Below are 15,578 nucleotides of genomic sequence, written 5' to 3' on the forward strand. Positions count from 1 at the left end.
GAGTTGCAGCGATTGTTGATAAAGCTCGATCGCCCGTTCGACTTGTCCCTGATTGGCGTAGATGATTGCCATTTGATGTAACGTCGCCGCTTTTCCCTGCACATTGCCGATTTGCTCAAAGAGTTGCAGCGATTGTTGATAAAGCTCGATCGCCTGTTCGACTTGTCCTTGATTGGCGTAGATGATTGCCAGGTTGTGAATGATTGCAGCTTTTTCACGTAAAACCGCTTGATCATTTGTATCTGGGCAGTCTTCTAATGCTCTTTGGTAGTTTTGAATGGCAGAATCCGTCTCTCCTAGTGGTTTTTCAGCATTTGCAAGCGTGTGACGAACGCGAAAATCTTCGGTGACTTCTAAGGTCGATTGACAAAGCACCACCGCTTCTCGAAATCGGCTTTGATTGTTCCATCGACTCGCCACACGATCAGCAATTTCCGCCGCGATTTGCTTCTCCTGCCCCAACACCGCCAACCGATGAATCTCCAAAGCCTGCGCCTCAGTCGCGTCCGATTCTTCCCACCAAACCCGATAAAGCTCCCGCGCTGCCCCGCCCGCCAAATCCTCCCGCGATCGCTCCACGCCCAAAATCCGAGGAACCCGCACCGCTCCCTCCGGCTCCACCTCCAACAGCCCGATCGCAACGGCTCGATCGCTCCACTCTGATCCCTCACAGATGATCTCAAAGGACGATCGCGGAACTGCAATCTCAAACACCATTCCCCGTTTCAACATCTCTACGAGATCTTCTAGCTGCTGTCTCAGCAACTCCTCCGCCAAAATCTTCGTCCGAAACTCAACCAGTTTCCCCTCCATCGCCGCCAAAATCTTGATCTGATCCGTCTCACGATCCAGCAAGATCCGATCCAACCACTCCAACAAGCGCGGATTCCCATCCGAAAGCTCGATCGCCTTTTTCCGTAGCTCCAGTGCAATTTCTTCCGATTGAAACGCTGCTAATCGATCGCACTTTTTCTGCAAATCCCCATCGCGCAACCCTGCCAGCGGCTCTCGATGCAACTGATCCCGCATTCCCGTCCCAAAATCATATCGACTCGTGACAATCACCCGATGCGGTACGCCCGACAGCTTCACCCCTTCCAACAATTCCTGCAACACCGGAACGACTGGCGATCGCATCACCTGCAATCCATCCCCCCGATCCTCCAAATTCGCCTCAAAATCATCCAGGACGATCGCAAAAGGCGGAGATTTTTCGGTCGATCGCTGCTTAAAAAACTTACTCAACTTCTGCGCCAGTCCCAGTTTTCCATTCAGAATCTCACAGCCTACCTCCGATTCACACTGCCGCAACAGTGCATCTAACAGCCTCGCCTCCGTCAAATCACGATAAATCACCAGCGGCACATACCCCACCAACCGCTCCAGCAATCGCTTTGCTACCGTACTCTTGCCCACCCCACCCAACCCATGCAGCACCACACCTGGTTGCGACTTCAACGCCTTCAAACACCGCTGCAAATTTCGCCGCCGCCCCACAAACTCCGCCGCACCCGCCACCCGCACCCGCCCCTCAGCATCGAGAAACAGATCCTCAAATTCCATTCTCTGCTCAACGATGCGATCGCCCGACGGCAACACAAACGCCCCCCAAGCTTCTGCCGACCCCTGAGCATAGAGCCGCAACAACTGCCACTGATGCCGCTCCCGCACCGAAAGCGACTGATCCCGCGCCACCGCTTGATAGGTAAACGCCAACGCCTGCACCAGCGTATATCCCGTCGCCAACTTCTCATACAGCACCGTCGCCGCCACCGTCGCCACCCGATCGCCCACCGGACGACCCCACCCCAACACCGCAGGCACCCCCAGATTCACCAACCGTTCCGCCAATGAGGGAGCCGCCCCACGTCCGCCCGCCTCTCCCGTCCGACAGCCCGACAAAAACACCAATCGCGGCTCTCGAAACTTCAGCACTTGCGCGATCGTCTCTGCCGTTGCGGTGTCTGGCTCTCCTGTCTGCGTCTCCGTCACAAAGTACGGCACAAATTGAGGCTGCCCATTCTCCGCTTTCTCCTCGCGAATATTCGCATGACCCGACAAATGCAGCACATCCAGCGCCCCGTCATACCGTTGCCAAATGTCTTTCAATCCGTCGATCGAGCCACTCTCCTCAACCCGCAGCACCATTGGTAACGATCGCGTCGCATCCAGAATATTCGCCTCCTCCCGCTCAAACTCCAGCTTCGTTTCCCCCGGCAACTCCGGATCAGTCGCCATAAACATCACCTGAAGCGATCGTTCTGGCAGTTCTCGCAGTTTCGCCACGCCCAACACCTGCCGCACAATCACAATCGGATTCGATCGCATCACCAAAAACCCCGTGCGATCGTGCATTGTCTCCCAGGGCAAATGCGCCAATCGTTCCGCCACCTCGATCGCCAAAACCAGTCCTTCACTCGTTTGATCCAGCGCTTGATTTAGCCAGCGATCGTCCCCATCCAGCCAAAAATAAAGCTGTTTACCCACCTCGATCGGATTGGGATCAGCATTATAGAAGTCCGTTTTCGACTTTTGGATCAGGGTTTGAATGGTGTTGAGTGCGATCGTTCTTTCGGAGAGAAGCCGCGATTGATCTCGGTGTGCCGTTAATCTCGCGTGTTGCTCATCGACTAAGGTGAGGGTGATTTGAAGCGTTTTCATTCAGGTGAATCTTTCGCGATCGCTTTCAGCACTTTTGCAATTTGTTCGGGCGTTGCATCCTCGATCGCAATCCGTTCCTTTGGCGTAATAATCACCACATTTTCAATCTTGTTTGTTTCCGAGCCGCTGTACTCCTCATGCCATTTGCGAATCTGCTCCGCCGCACTCAAGCCACCGCTGACTAATCCGACGATCGTCACAATCACTTCCAGCGCTCCATTTCGTTTCACCTCATCTGTAGTTGCCCAACTTCCTGAAACTCCGGGCAGATCCAACAGCGCTTTTGCGGCAGAGATCGCGCCCTTTCCTTCGATCGTGATTTTAATGTCCGACATAAGAGACTTCTACTCAACGACACTGCTAAAAGAAACTACGAAATTATGCTGATTTCCGGATGTCTCTAATGTTTTTATCTTAACCCCTCGAAATTAAAACAAAAAAGGCACAGGATCGTCCCATGCCTCTCAAAAAAATTGTGATTAGTGACGCAGTTAATTCACTGAGTTCACCTGATTGCTGCTAGACTTCGAGCCATTCTTCTCAACAGGCAGCGTCGATAGAGCTTCACTCGATTCGGGGCTGGAATTTTTTGATTTTTTCCGATTTGAGCCACCCGCTTTGGCATATTCCATACTCGACTTTCCAAACTTCAGCGCCACCCCAGTCAGCATTCGCTCCGAAGTTTCACCCAGTTCTTTCTCCAACTGTTCCAGCTTTTGTCTTGCTTCACCCAACTCTGGCAGCAGCGTATTGTAAGCCTCCAGCGCCCTGCGAGTATCGTCGATCAGCTTGGCATAATTGGGAACCGTCAAGTCATAACCAAGATCTAAGTTTTCTTCGATCGATTTAATCAGCGCTATCCGACGTTGTGCTTTGTCGAGTTGAGCAGAACCGCGAGTTTTCAATCCCATGAGTAATACCGTTCTAATCATTCAGGTCTGCCCTACCCTAATTTCGTTTCCTTCTGAATGAGATTCGTAGATCTATTCATTTATTCGATTTAGAACCTAATCTTTTTGCGTTACTTACGTAGAAAACCAGCAAATAAATGTACCGATACAGAAAATGAGGATTCAAATGCTGCAAACAAATCCCCCAAACTTGAAAACGAGTGTTCAAATACGGTAAATGAATCCGCCAAAATTGAAAATGAGGATTCAAATGCTGCAAATGAGTCCGCCAAAATCGAAAATGCACAGGCCGATCGATCAACGATTAACCCTCGATCGGACTCTCCAACGGCTTTAGAGTATTGATGTTCCGGCGTTGCTGAATCAGGGGATGAATTGCCTCAAAGCGGCGGGAAACTCAAGGTTCAAAGTCCCCCAATTTTGGGGGATTTAGGGGGCGAAAAGATGGACACTTCCCACAGATTCATCCCTCCAATCAGCAACGCCGATGTTCCTTAACAGGACTTGCAAACAGAGATAGAAAATTTACCAGGTTGCAAAATAAATATTAGGAGATGAATTCTGGCTGAATTGAGCAATTTCTAAAATGTAGCTGTCAACACAATTCTCTTTGTTCAAATGCGATTATTTATTTTTTAGTGCCATTGTGCTAGAAGTTTAGGAGTTGATCGTTTCGTTCATTGGATTCAGTGGATTGAGCCACCCCTTGCGGGCAACTCGAAGAGACGTAACCCAGCAATCTTCTAAACACAGTTGCTGTTCACACAATAATTCGCTTCTAGGGTTCCGATTTAGCTGACTGGTCAGCGAGATGTCTGGTCCGAGAGAAGCCACTGCCTTTTGACAGAAATCATTCTACAAAAGCAGTCACACGGAGGGAGAAAAGCCCGGGAGAGCCATCCGACAGATCATTGCTGTTGACAGGCTGCCTGGGTTTTTGCCATTTATCAAGGAGTTTATTTATGTCAGCCGACCTCGATTCTGCTTTGATTTTGTGGGATGAAACGATTCCCGGAGGTGCCTATTGGTCGCGCATTATTGCTCGTGGGACGACCCTGCGAATCGTAGCCCCCGAAGGCTCAAGAAACGTTTCTCTGTTATGCTACAACGCTGATAATTTAATCGAACGCTACAACGCGGCGGATACCGCAAAGATTCAATTTAATGCATTTTTGAAAAAGGGAATGCTGCTCTACTCTGACATGGGGCGCGTTTTGTTTGCGATCGCCGATGACACCTGCGGACTCCACGACACCCTGGGCGGATGCAGCAATCTAGCAACCAATCGAAAATACGGGGAAGGCGACTACAAAAATTCTCGCGACAATTTCCTGCTGGCGCTCACCAAACGCAATCTAGGCAAACGCGACATCATGCCAAATCTCAACCTGTTTACGCGCATTGCTGTCGAGCCAGATGGTAGCCTTTCTTGGGCAGATAAGACGGCGAAACCAGGCGACTTTATTGACCTGCGAGCCGAGATGAATGTTTTGGTAGTGCTGTCTAATTGTCCCCATCCGCTTGATCCAGGGGCGTATGATCCCAAACCAGTCAGAGCGATCGTCTGGAAGTCTCCGACACCAACTGCTGATGATCTGTGCAGAACGGCTAATCCAGAAGCGATTCGCGGCTTTCAAAATACGGATGCTGTGTTTGTTTAATCCTGTTCTTTTTGAACTCTAACCTTCATTAACTATGACTTCAACGCTTGCTCCTCAACTCGATCCCAAACTAGCGGTTTATGATCAGGTTCTGCCTGCCCGTAAGCCCTGGGCTAAGGTGATTAAAAAAGGTCAAATCTTGAGAATTGTAGACCTGGGCGGAAATCAGGCCGTCGATTTTTTGGTATACAACGCAGATGACACGAGTGAACGCTACAGCGCACCGGAAACGATTCGCGCTCAAAACAACATTTTCATCACAACCGGAACGCAGCTTCACTCCAACGACAACAACGTTTTGATGACTGTTTTGAATGACACTTGTGGGCGACATGACACATCTGGCGGAGCTTGTAGCTGTGAAAGTAACGCTGTCCGATTTGGCTTAGACAAAAAGTGGCAACATGCTTGCGTCGAGAATTTTTTGTATGCGCTCAAAGATTACGGCATGGGCAAACGAGACATGACGAGCAACATCAATTTCTTTATGAATGTGCCTGTCAGTCAGGATGGAACTTTAGAAATTGTCGATGGAATTTCTGATCCCGGCAGCACTGTCGATCTGAGAGCAGAAATGAATGCGCTAGTGGTCATCTCCAACTGTCCTCAAATGAATAATCCCTGTAATGGGTACAATCCAACGCCCATTCAACTAATCGTTTGGGATGCTGATTAACAAGTTTGTGTAACGTGTTCTAAACTCTATCCGCTTAACGCGAACTTGATGACTTTTTTGTTTCGCTACTCAACGTTCTCGCCCCCTAAATCCCCCACCAGTGAGGGACTTTGAACTGGAACTCTTGTCTTAAAATTTCTTATCTGGAAGTCCCCCAAAATGGGGGGTTGGGGGGCAGAAGAGCCAAGCAACGAAGCGAAAAAGCTTATTGAATTTACGTTTAATTAATTTGCTCAAAATCGGGGGCAAAAGCTCCAAACAACAAAGCGAAAAAGCTTATTGAATTTACGTTTAATTAATTTGCTCAAATGCGTTTCTAGTTTTATCAATTTAGTGTGTCCGTTGATGATTCAATTCTCCTATCCTTACTAATCTTCAGCATGTTTGAAAAAGTTTTGATTGCCAATCGGGGTGAAATTGCCTGTCGGATTATTCGCACCCTCGATCGCCTCCAAGTCATGTCAGTTGCCGTCTACTCAGAAGCCGATGCTTACGCCCGTCACGTCTCAATGGCAAGTGAATCGGTTCTCATTGGGTCTGCGTTAGCGTCAGACAGTTATTTGCGCTGGGAACGAATTTTAGCAGCCGCGAAACAGACAGGTGCCCAGGCGATTCATCCTGGTTATGGCTTTTTGAGCGAGAATGCTGAATTTGCAGAAGCTTGTGCGTCAGAGGGAATTGTTTTTATCGGCCCAACGCCCGATCAGATGCGAAGGTTTGGATTGAAGCATACAGCACGAGAATTAGCCGCCCAAAATCAAGTGCCATTGTTACCCGGAACGTCGTTGTTAGACACGGTAGAAGCGGCACAAAGGGCAGCGATCGCCATTGGCTATCCGGTCATGCTCAAAAGTACGGCAGGCGGCGGGGGAATTGGCTTACAGCTTTGTCACAGTGAAGATAAACTCGCAGAATTATTTCAAACGGTTCAACGCCTAAGTCAAAACAATTTTAAGCAAGGAGGCATTTATTTAGAACGCTACGTGGAACGCGCTAGACATATCGAAGTGCAGATCTTTGGAGATGGTCAGGGCAACGTGATTACATTAGGTGAGCGAGACTGCTCGGTACAGCGACGCAACCAGAAAGTGATCGAAGAAACACCCGCTCCCAACATCAGCAACGAACTGCGTCAACAACTTTATGAATCAGCTTTGAGATTGGGACGAGCGATCGCTTATCAATCTGCCGGAACCGTGGAGTTTGTGCTGGATGTCGATCGCAATGAGTTCTACTTTCTCGAAGTTAACACGCGCCTTCAGGTCGAACATGGTGTGACAGAAGCCGTTAGCGGCGTGGATTTGGTAGAGTGGATGGTGCAACTGGCGGCTGGCGATTCTAGCTTCTTGAATGGCTATCAGCATCAACCCCAGGGACACTCGATTCAGTTGCGGTTGTATGCCGAAGATCCAGGGAAGCAGTTTCAGCCCAGTTCAGGCACCTTAACCGAGGTAGAGTTTTCGTCTGAGATTCGCTGTGATACCTGGATTGAGACAGGAACTGAAGTCACGCCTTACTACGATCCTTTGGTGGCAAAGCTAATCGGACATCAAGACTCACGAGCAGGGGCGATCGCTCAGTTAAAAGAGGCACTCGATCGCACTCAACTGGCTGGCATTGAAACCAATCTCGATTATCTGCGCCAAATTCTTGATGATCCGACCTTCAACACGGGCAATGTGAGCACTCGATTTTTGCAGTCATTTGACTATGCGCCCTGTACGATCGAGGTGTTGCAGCCAGGTGCTTTTAGCGCGATTCAAGACTATCCCGGTCGGTTGGGCTATTGGAATGTGGGCGTTCCGCTGTCTGGGGCGATGGATCATTTGGCGTTTCGGTTAGCCAATCGTCTAGTTGGCAATTCTGAGTCTGCTGCGGGATTGGAACTGACCGTAACGGGGCCGACATTGCGCTTTAATATCGATACGATCGTTTGTCTAACCGGGGCACCCATGCAAGCCGAATTAGATGGAAGTCCAGTTCCTTTTTGGCAAGCGATTGCGGTATCTGCGGGCAGCGTTTTGCAGATGAAAGGCATTCAGGGTAATGGAACGCGCACTTATCTAGCTGTTCAGAATGGATTCAACGTACCGGATTATTTAGGGAGCAAATCGACGTTTACGTTGGGTAAATTTGGTGGTCACTGTGGGCGATCGCTGCGAGTCGGTGATGTTCTCAAACTCAATCGCTCTAGCATTCAAAAAGCTGATTTAACCACGTTGCCATCCGAATTGATCCCTCGGTATCCGAGCCATTGGTCAATTGGTGTTTTGTATGGGCCACATGGGGCACCCGATTTTTTCACTCCAGCGGACATCGAAACGTTTTTCTCAACCGATTGGGAAGTGCATTACAACTCGGCTCGAACAGGGGTTCGTCTCATCGGCCCAAAGCCAGCATGGGCTAGAAAAGACGGCGGCGAAGCGGGGCTACATCCTTCTAACATTCACGACAACGCCTACGCGATCGGCACCATTGATTTCACAGGGGATATGCCGATTATTCTCGGCCCAGACGGCCCCAGTTTAGGCGGCTTTGTTTGTCCAGCGACGATCGTGCAAGCAGAACTATGGAAAATCGGTCAACTTAAACCAGGGGATACCATCCGATTTTGTCAATGGAGTCTTGACGACGCGATTCAAAAAGAGATTGAGCAAGATCACCAAATTGCAACGCTAACAGCCACACAAGCAACACAGATTCAGAAGGCTCCTACTTCACAAGAAGCAATCCTACATAGAATTTTAGAATCACCTGGACAGATTGCTGTCACGTACAGACGATCGGGCGACAAATATCTGCTGATTGAATACGGGCCGCTGGTGCTGGACTTCAATCTCCGCTTTCGAGTTCACGCTTTGATGAATTGGCTGATCGACCATCCCTTACCCGGAATATGGGATCTAACGCCTGGCATCCGATCGCTACAAATTCACTACGACGATCGCGTTCTACCTCTGACACAATTGTTAGAAATGCTAATTGCCGCAGAAGGAGAATTGACGGCGATCGACGAGATGGAAGTCCCGACGCGAATTGTTCATTTACCGTTATCGTGGGACGACGAATCGACTCAGTTAGCGATCGAGAAATACCTGCGATCGGTCAATCCATCTGCGCCCTGGTGTCCTAGCAATATCGAATTCATTCGTCGCATCAATGGTTTGGATGACATCGAACAGGTTCGCGAAATTGTATTTAATGCGAGTTATTTGGTGTTGGGATTGGGCGATGTTTATCTAGGCGCACCTGTGGCCACTCCCATTGATCCTCGTCATCGGTTAGTGACCACAAAGTATAACCCTGCGCGCACCTGGACACCCGAAAATGCCGTTGGAATTGGGGGAGCTTACCTCTGTGTGTATGGCATGGAAGGCCCCGGTGGCTATCAGTTTGTCGGGCGCACAGTGCAGATGTGGAATACCTATCGCCAAACGCCAGATTTTGAAAAAGGAAAGCCCTGGTTACTGCGATTTTTTGATCAGATTCGTTTTTATCCCGTCTCGGCATCTGATCTACTTAAATTTCGAGAAGACTTCATTCATGGCAGAGTTCAATTAGAGATTGAAGAAGCAACGTTTAGCCTGCGACAATACAACGAATTTTTGGAGTCGATCGTCACCGAGTCCGCTACCTTTAAAGCCAAACAGCAAGCGGCCTTTGAAGCCGAACGCGATCGCTGGGCCGCCAATCCCCCAATCGAGCAGCCAGAAGACACTACGCTAGCGATCGATGAACCTCCCTTTGATCTCCCGCCCAACAGTCAAATTGTCGAAGCGCACGTTCCTGCCAATGTTTGGCAAATTGTGGTTGAGAAAGGGGCGATCGTGGCGGAAGGCGATCGATTAGTCATTCTAGAATCAATGAAAATGGAAATTGCCATAACTGCGCCCATTACCGGAACTGTGATTGAAATCTTCTGTACTGAAGGGCAAATGGTGGCCGTCGGACAGTCGCTCTTTGTCATTCAATCAACCGAGTCAGCGAATTAATGCATTGCTCAACTTCAATTTACTAGAGTTCTTCCCCTTCGCTGTTTGACGCTTCTGCCCTCAAGCTGCCAGTTCTAGGAGACTTCAATACCAAGTTGAAAATAAGCTGCAACCAATTGATCAGTCAAACTTAGTCAAAGTCCCCCAAATTTGGGGGATTTAGGGGGCAGAAGCCGAATTAAACGAAGCGAAACCGCGAGAATTACAGGTTGTTTAATTCACGATCCTAAGTAAAAAACCACAACCTTTCTACATCAATTCTTGTCGTAGCCGATGAATGATCGTATCTGGCTCAACCTGATTGAGAATGTCTTGAATCACGGTACTTGCGCCCTGCGCTCCCCAGGTGCAGCCTTGCTCTAGATAAACTTGTGCCGCGCGACCCACTGAATAGGAACCATATCCCGCAATTCCAGCCTGAACGATCGACACCCCCGCCAACGCCGGAAGCCCTGCCGAACTGTCTACCCCAGACGCGATCGCGGCCGCACTTTTGCCCATACCCAACAGAATGCCGCTGCCAATTTCACCTAAAATCAAGCTCCCAGAACTGACCAAAATCGTTTTCAACAGTTTGCCAGCTTCATAGCGGGTCATCGGTAACCCATATAAGTTAGCCAGCGATCGGATCATCGCTAAGTCAGAAATCACACCACCAATCAGATCCACAAATGCAATGGGGTTGAGAGCGATCGCTAACGCTTTGTAGCGAGTAAACTTCCAGATCAGAGCTTCTGCTTCGACGTTGCGGAGTTCGATGATGCGTTCTGCGATCTGGGTTTCGGCGGTTCTTGCCTGCGTGAGAGCATTTAGAGCGAGGAGCGATCGACCTTCTCGATTGAGAATCGTCAAAATTTTGTATTTCAATTCGTCAATCTGTGGCGGTGGCGTTTCCCATTCATAAGTGATGCGTCCATCTGGGTATTCTACTCGCATTTGCATTGGGGTTGGTTCTGCGGCAACCATCACGATCTCATCTTGAGTCAAAAGCTGTTCTAATTGTTGACGGCTTCCCGTTCTGCCTCCCAATCGCTGCAAATTTTCATAGATTGCTTGACGGCTTTGCTCAGGATATAAATCAATCTTGTTAAAGACGAGAATTAATGGCTTTTGGGCCTGTCGTAACTCGCAGAGTGCTTTGTATTCAGTGCGCGTGATGTCTCCTGACACGACAAACAAAATCAGATCTGCCTGTTCTGCTACCTGACGCGCCATCTCTGCCCGTGTTTGTCCGTCAATTTCATCCAGTCCCGGCGTGTCAATCAACTCAATCTGAACTTTACCGCCCTGGGGCACGATCGCACTTTCTTCGGGCACCATTCCCCCTTTTGGCGACCAGCGAACAATCTGAGGCTGTTGGGTCACGCCATTAATCGCACCCGTCTCAAATACTTTGTCTCCCAAAAGTGCATTCAGCAGGGCAGACTTACCGCGACTCACCAGACCAAAAACCGCAATCCGCACGATCGCGTTATCCAGCTTATTCAAATTGTTAGCCAAGCGATCGAGTTCACCTTTAAGCGCGTTTTGCAGAACGGGATTTTTGGACAAGCGCACCGTCTGTGAATAGTTGGTAAACGCCTGACGCAAACTACTCCGCGCCCGTTTTAGCTGCGACTCTTGAGAGGTCGATCGAGAAGATTGAGAAGCTTGATTCACGGTTCGACACAGATTGCACGGCATCTCTATTCTTATGCAGAATTGTGCAAGTTGGAATCGCCAGATGATACGGCTTGTCGCGGGTGATAACCGAACCTTAGACTTAAAAGACTAGAGAGACAAAAGACTAGAGAGACAAAAGACATTAGACAAGAGACACCAGCAAAATGCTTCCCGTCTAGCATCCAAAGTCCGAAGTCTGGAGTCCATCTGTTAAATTTCTGAAGCATTTTCCTTTCTACGATCGTCTTTTCTCTGTAGCCGTTTCGCCTCAACGATTCGATTTGAGGAAGCTTATTCTGCTGAACGGCCAAACAACTTTTTTCAGCGATCTAATCCTTTTGGAAGAGTGACCGATTCAGTTTTTTGTCCAAACTGTCAGGCAAAGCACCCTCTGCAAACTGCTTCACATCAACGGAGGAAACGTATGAATATCGACAATTTCTTCGATCGCCTACGAGGTAAAGACTCTGAAAATCGCAGCGATCGCGGTGAAGACCGTAGATCTCGTCGAGATGACGATGATGACGATCGTTCTAGAGAAAAACGCTCCCGACGCGACGACGACGACGATGACGACGATGACGACGATGACGACGACGATGATGACGACGACGACGATTAATCATCTAGTAGTCCCGTAGAAAATATTCTGCGACTTCCACAGCGCTTACTCGGAGAATTGGCATAAGTCCGGTACGCTGTAAGCAGAGTTTTTTACTTGGCGATGCAAACAGACACTTCTGATAAAGCAGCTTCTCTCAAACGACTCAGATCGCTCGCTCACCTACTAGACAACGCGATCGGCATTCCAGGAACCCCTTATCGGATTGGAATTGACCCACTGATCGGACTGCTGCCAGGAGGGGGCGATCTGGTCATGGCCGGCTTTTCGGTATACATCGTTTGGGAAGCGGCGCGAATGGGACTGCCTCGATCGGTCGTGACGCAGATGGTTTCAAATTTGGTGCTGGATGCAGTCGGTGGAACGGTGCCTATGCTGGGCGATCTGCTGGATGTGACCTGGAAAGCAAACAGCAAAAATGTGGCACTTTTAGAATCTCATTTGGACGCTCATTCAGAAATCCCTCGCAGACAAAAGCGGGCCGATCGGAGGTTTGTCTTACTGTTGCTGGCTGGATTTATCTTGCTGGCGATTGGCATTTCTGCCCTGGCGGTGATTGTGATCGCGTGGCTGTGGAAGACGGTGACGGGCGGATAAAAGTGGACACCCAAAATCGATCGAGGGGTGTAATAATGATTCGGCTGTCTCTGACAAGACTCCGATGGTTCAAGCCTGGCATCCAACAACCCTGACTTCACTGACCCCTGAGCAGACCTTAGAATTAGGGTTTCAGCTACCTGATCCAGAAGACGAGCAGATTCCAGAATTAGAGTTTCAGCAGCAGATCGATCGGGCCTGGCAGGTGTGCGATCGCTTTGACTTACAAACTGACATCTGGCGCGGCCGAATTTTGCGAACGGTGCGCGATCGTGAGAAGAAAAATGGTGAAGGTCGCGGATTTGGCTTTCTCAACTGGCTCAAAGATCGCGAAATCAGCAAAACGCAGGCGTACAGTTTGATCGAACTCGCAAATAGCGCCGATACCCTGCTCGATAGCGGCTGTCTCGAACCCGAAGACGTTAATCAATTTAGCAAGCGGGCGTTTGTCGAAACGGCTCAATCGGTGCCAGAAGTCCAGCAAATGGTCGGAGACGCAGCCAAGAAGGGCGATCGCATTACCCGTCGAGAAGTCCGTCAACTGTCAGATGATTGGACGGTGATGACATCCGATTTGCTGCCCCTTGAAGTGCGCGAGAAAGCCGCCGATCAGACGATTCCGACGCGCTATCTGTCACCGCTGGTCAAACAGTTAGAAAAGCTGCCCGAAAGTCATCAAGTTTCGATTCGCGACAGTGTTGCCGAAAATTCTGACATCGACAATATCAAACAAGTCACTTCCGAAGCGCGTTATTTAGCGAAATATCTAGAAGCCGCCACCCAAGTCCAAACCATCAATAACGAATCTCTTAATCTAGAACTGGCGCTAGAAGAAGCTTTGAGAGTCGGTTGTCTAAGTTCGACCGCAGATTTGGTGAGTCAAGCCGCCCAATTAGAGCAAGCGATCGCCAAACTCTACACCACCTGGAAACGCATCAACAAACTGTCAGAACGCATCTACGTCGATACGGGAGCCAGTACGCCGAACCTACGATCGCTGCTCAGTTGTCTCGATCAGTTGTCAGGCGAGGCGATCGAGTTCACAATGGGCGACCCCAACGGCGAAGGCTTTTCGCGCACGATTCGACTCAAGTTAGAGGGCGATTTGCAATCCGACGATCGCGCTACAGGCTAAAAAAATGACCTGATCTTATTCAGACAAATCGCCAAAGCGATCGCGATATCGCTGTAACATTGCTTCTAACTCCTCGGCCCGTTGGCGTTCTTGCTCGGCTCGTTGACGTTCTTGCTCTAGCGAACTGTTGATTTCATTAAAAGAGCGAAATCGGGTGCGATCTGGGTAATAAAGTTGTAATTCCTCGCCTGATGAATCAAATTGAATGCCAAGGCGAGGACTTGTCCAATTGGCGATTTCTTTGATCGCATCTAACCCATCTTCGCCTCTCTGCCAACCGCTAAACATATTTGTATCAGGATCTATAAATGTAATACTCCTGAATCTGATGGCGATCGTAAAACAGCAGTTTTTTCTCCATTTCAGTCTTGGTGTTGCCAGGAGACAAAATCTCAAACACAACTTGAGGCGGAATCTGATCTTCTCGCCACTGCTGATAAGAGCCTCTATCTCCTTTGGGTCTACCAAACACGACCATCACATCAGGCGCATTCCGAATCTCAGGACGGCCTTCTACGGGATACCACAACAAATCCCCTGCTACAAACACTGTCGGATCGTTGGTAAACAGCCAATCTAAGTTTTGTTTTATCTCAACAATCCAACGAAACTGTTTGGTGTTGTCTGACATCGGCTGACCGTCACTGTCGGGGTAAACGACGGTTTCTTGCAGATTGGAAACCATAGCCCGAAGCCTCTAAAACGCTTGCATTTCACTGTACCAAATTCAGCACTTCTACGGGACGATCGCACGGTCAAACTGCTGCTGTATCGAGAAGACAACATTGGCGAAGTATGGGTTGTGGATCATATTTTGGGTTAGCGATCGACAAGATTATTTATTCAACCACAGCTTTTAACAAAATTAAGAGCCAAGAATCTGATAAAAAGGCTTACCAATCCTTGACTCTTGATCAACGGTTATGGACTGAATCCTGCAATAGTTAAACAACTCCTTGCAGATGACTTGAAGCGATTACATTAACGACGAACGTTGGGAGTCAGAATGTTGATTACAGTTCCCACTGCCGCGCCGTTGGCCGCATTTCTAATGTTGTGACGGCGACCTGTGACTTGCCCTGTGAGCGTACTTGCCCCCGCACCAACTGCCGCATCCGTCAGCGCATTGGGTCGTTTGCCTTTGGGAGTCGTTAGACCGCGAGACTGATTAACCGCCGCCCCCGCGGCCGCCCCGTTGATGATGTTGGGCACTACTTTATGACCCGTGACGATGCTAGAGCCGATTCCTACTCCGGCACCGATACCTACATCGCGCCAAAGGTTTTGGTCGGCAGAGGCAGGCTTAATGGGAAGCATTGTTGCACTGATCAAGCTGGTTGCCATCACACCGGGCATAAGGACTCGCTTTAAAGTTAAATTCATGGCTGCACCTCCTAAAAGGAATGAACTGAAGAAAGCTCAGAGAGTCTAGTTTCTTCTTGCCAAGTTCGATCCTAGAAACTCAAACCAAAAGCGCCCTACGTCTTAGGAATGAGATCACTGAGAAAAATATTGTGCCGTTCTATCAAATGACCTATATCGATGTGGAGGTTGAGTCAGGATGTAAATCAGTGCATTAGTCGCTAATTGAACTATCCTGCTTAACTTGTGAATGCGATCGACCTCAAAATCTTCTTCCCCTTCAAGCATTTTTGTCAGAC

Annotated in this window: 14 protein-coding genes and 1 riboswitch; of the genes, 7 read left to right on the forward strand and 7 right to left on the reverse strand. The window is 49.1% G+C overall.

Annotated elements, in window-relative coordinates:
• The 3 genes from ACKFKF_RS16600 to ACKFKF_RS16610 form a co-directional block, all read right to left on the reverse strand.
• Nucleotides 1-2,661 (reverse strand): CHAT domain-containing protein (locus ACKFKF_RS16600; RefSeq protein WP_446868697.1); only part of this gene is annotated, 2,661 nt, incomplete at its 3' end.
• The gene (locus ACKFKF_RS16605) at nucleotides 2,658-2,996 is read right to left on the reverse strand and encodes a hypothetical protein (protein WP_446868698.1); all 339 of its coding nucleotides are present in this window, start codon (nucleotides 2,994-2,996) and stop codon (nucleotides 2,658-2,660) included. The genes ACKFKF_RS16605 and ACKFKF_RS16600, both read right to left, overlap by 4 nt.
• Nucleotides 2,997-3,152: 156 nt before the next feature.
• On the reverse strand, nucleotides 3,153-3,572 hold the full coding sequence (locus tag ACKFKF_RS16610; RefSeq protein ID WP_446868700.1) for a hypothetical protein: 420 nt from the start codon (nucleotides 3,570-3,572) through the stop codon (nucleotides 3,153-3,155).
• Between the two features lie 105 nt (nucleotides 3,573-3,677).
• On the opposite strand from ACKFKF_RS16610, the gene ACKFKF_RS16615 reads away from it, so the two are divergent.
• The 4 genes from ACKFKF_RS16615 to uca all read left to right on the forward strand — a co-directional run bounded on the left by ACKFKF_RS16615 (nucleotide 3,678) and on the right by uca (nucleotide 9,901).
• On the forward strand, nucleotides 3,678-3,917 hold the full coding sequence (locus tag ACKFKF_RS16615; RefSeq protein ID WP_446868701.1) for a hypothetical protein: 240 nt from the start codon (nucleotides 3,678-3,680) through the stop codon (nucleotides 3,915-3,917).
• A gap of 422 nt (nucleotides 3,918-4,339) precedes the next feature.
• Nucleotides 4,340-4,468, forward strand: a riboswitch (guanidine-I (ykkC/yxkD leader).
• A 66-nt stretch (nucleotides 4,469-4,534) separates the two neighbouring features.
• Nucleotides 4,535-5,233, forward strand: coding sequence for an urea amidolyase associated protein UAAP1 (locus ACKFKF_RS16620; protein WP_446868702.1), 699 nt, complete (start codon nucleotides 4,535-4,537; stop codon nucleotides 5,231-5,233).
• 34 nt (nucleotides 5,234-5,267) lie between these two features.
• On the forward strand, nucleotides 5,268-5,909 hold the full coding sequence (locus tag ACKFKF_RS16625) for an urea amidolyase associated protein UAAP2 (protein WP_446868703.1): 642 nt from the start codon (nucleotides 5,268-5,270) through the stop codon (nucleotides 5,907-5,909).
• A 380-nt stretch (nucleotides 5,910-6,289) separates the two neighbouring features.
• The gene (gene uca, locus ACKFKF_RS16630) at nucleotides 6,290-9,901 is read left to right on the forward strand and encodes an urea carboxylase (protein ID WP_446868704.1); all 3,612 of its coding nucleotides are present in this window, start codon (nucleotides 6,290-6,292) and stop codon (nucleotides 9,899-9,901) included.
• 249 nt (nucleotides 9,902-10,150) lie between these two features.
• On the opposite strand, the gene ACKFKF_RS16635 is transcribed toward uca, so the two are convergent.
• Nucleotides 10,151-11,560, reverse strand: a complete 1,410-nt coding sequence (locus tag ACKFKF_RS16635; protein ID WP_446868705.1) for a GTP-binding protein — start codon at nucleotides 11,558-11,560, stop codon at nucleotides 10,151-10,153.
• 427 nt (nucleotides 11,561-11,987) lie between these two features.
• Here ACKFKF_RS16635 and ACKFKF_RS16640 point away from each other — a divergent pair, with 427 nt between their 5' ends.
• The 3 genes from ACKFKF_RS16640 to ACKFKF_RS16650 all read left to right on the forward strand — a co-directional run bounded on the left by ACKFKF_RS16640 (nucleotide 11,988) and on the right by ACKFKF_RS16650 (nucleotide 13,917).
• Nucleotides 11,988-12,185, forward strand: coding sequence for a hypothetical protein (locus ACKFKF_RS16640; RefSeq protein WP_446868706.1), 198 nt, complete (start codon nucleotides 11,988-11,990; stop codon nucleotides 12,183-12,185).
• 102 nt (nucleotides 12,186-12,287) lie between these two features.
• Nucleotides 12,288-12,782, forward strand: a complete 495-nt coding sequence (locus tag ACKFKF_RS16645) for a DUF4112 domain-containing protein (protein ID WP_446868707.1) — start codon at nucleotides 12,288-12,290, stop codon at nucleotides 12,780-12,782.
• 64 nt (nucleotides 12,783-12,846) lie between these two features.
• Entirely contained in the window at nucleotides 12,847-13,917 is a 1,071-nt protein-coding gene (locus ACKFKF_RS16650; protein WP_446868708.1) for a hypothetical protein, read from the forward strand.
• Nucleotides 13,918-13,932: 15 nt separating this feature from the next.
• Here ACKFKF_RS16650 and ACKFKF_RS16655 read toward each other — a convergent pair whose 3' ends face one another.
• The 3 genes from ACKFKF_RS16655 to ACKFKF_RS16665 form a co-directional block, all read right to left on the reverse strand.
• The gene (locus ACKFKF_RS16655) at nucleotides 13,933-14,205 is read right to left on the reverse strand and encodes a hypothetical protein (RefSeq protein WP_446868709.1); all 273 of its coding nucleotides are present in this window, start codon (nucleotides 14,203-14,205) and stop codon (nucleotides 13,933-13,935) included.
• Nucleotides 14,206-14,212: 7 nt separating this feature from the next.
• Nucleotides 14,213-14,602 (reverse strand): Uma2 family endonuclease, encoded by a 390-nt coding sequence (locus tag ACKFKF_RS16660; protein ID WP_446868710.1) that lies wholly within the window; start codon nucleotides 14,600-14,602, stop codon nucleotides 14,213-14,215.
• A 296-nt stretch (nucleotides 14,603-14,898) separates the two neighbouring features.
• The gene (locus ACKFKF_RS16665) at nucleotides 14,899-15,300 is read right to left on the reverse strand and encodes a hypothetical protein (protein WP_446868711.1); all 402 of its coding nucleotides are present in this window, start codon (nucleotides 15,298-15,300) and stop codon (nucleotides 14,899-14,901) included.
• Between the last annotated feature and the right edge of the window lie 278 nt (nucleotides 15,301-15,578).

The organism is Phormidesmis sp. 146-12 (assembly GCF_052939495.1).

Excerpts from the sequence above, each read along its gene's own strand:
- ACKFKF_RS16665 (WP_446868711.1), bottom strand. The coding sequence starts at position 15,300 with ATGAATTTAACTTTAAAGCGAGTCCTTATGCCCGGTGTGATGGCAACC.
- ACKFKF_RS16610 (WP_446868700.1), bottom strand. The coding sequence starts at position 3,572 with ATGGGATTGAAAACTCGCGGTTCTGCTCAACTCGACAAAGCACAACGT.
- ACKFKF_RS16655 (WP_446868709.1), bottom strand. The coding sequence starts at position 14,205 with ATGTTTAGCGGTTGGCAGAGAGGCGAAGATGGGTTAGATGCGATCAAA.
- ACKFKF_RS16645 (WP_446868707.1), top strand. The coding sequence starts at position 12,288 with ATGCAAACAGACACTTCTGATAAAGCAGCTTCTCTCAAACGACTCAGA.
- ACKFKF_RS16640 (WP_446868706.1), top strand. The coding sequence starts at position 11,988 with ATGAATATCGACAATTTCTTCGATCGCCTACGAGGTAAAGACTCTGAA.
- uca (WP_446868704.1), top strand. The coding sequence starts at position 6,290 with ATGTTTGAAAAAGTTTTGATTGCCAATCGGGGTGAAATTGCCTGTCGG.
- ACKFKF_RS16605 (WP_446868698.1), bottom strand. The coding sequence starts at position 2,996 with ATGTCGGACATTAAAATCACGATCGAAGGAAAGGGCGCGATCTCTGCC.
- ACKFKF_RS16650 (WP_446868708.1), top strand. The coding sequence starts at position 12,847 with ATGGTTCAAGCCTGGCATCCAACAACCCTGACTTCACTGACCCCTGAG.
- ACKFKF_RS16620 (WP_446868702.1), top strand. The coding sequence starts at position 4,535 with ATGTCAGCCGACCTCGATTCTGCTTTGATTTTGTGGGATGAAACGATT.
- ACKFKF_RS16660 (WP_446868710.1), bottom strand. The coding sequence starts at position 14,602 with ATGGTTTCCAATCTGCAAGAAACCGTCGTTTACCCCGACAGTGACGGT.
- ACKFKF_RS16625 (WP_446868703.1), top strand. The coding sequence starts at position 5,268 with ATGACTTCAACGCTTGCTCCTCAACTCGATCCCAAACTAGCGGTTTAT.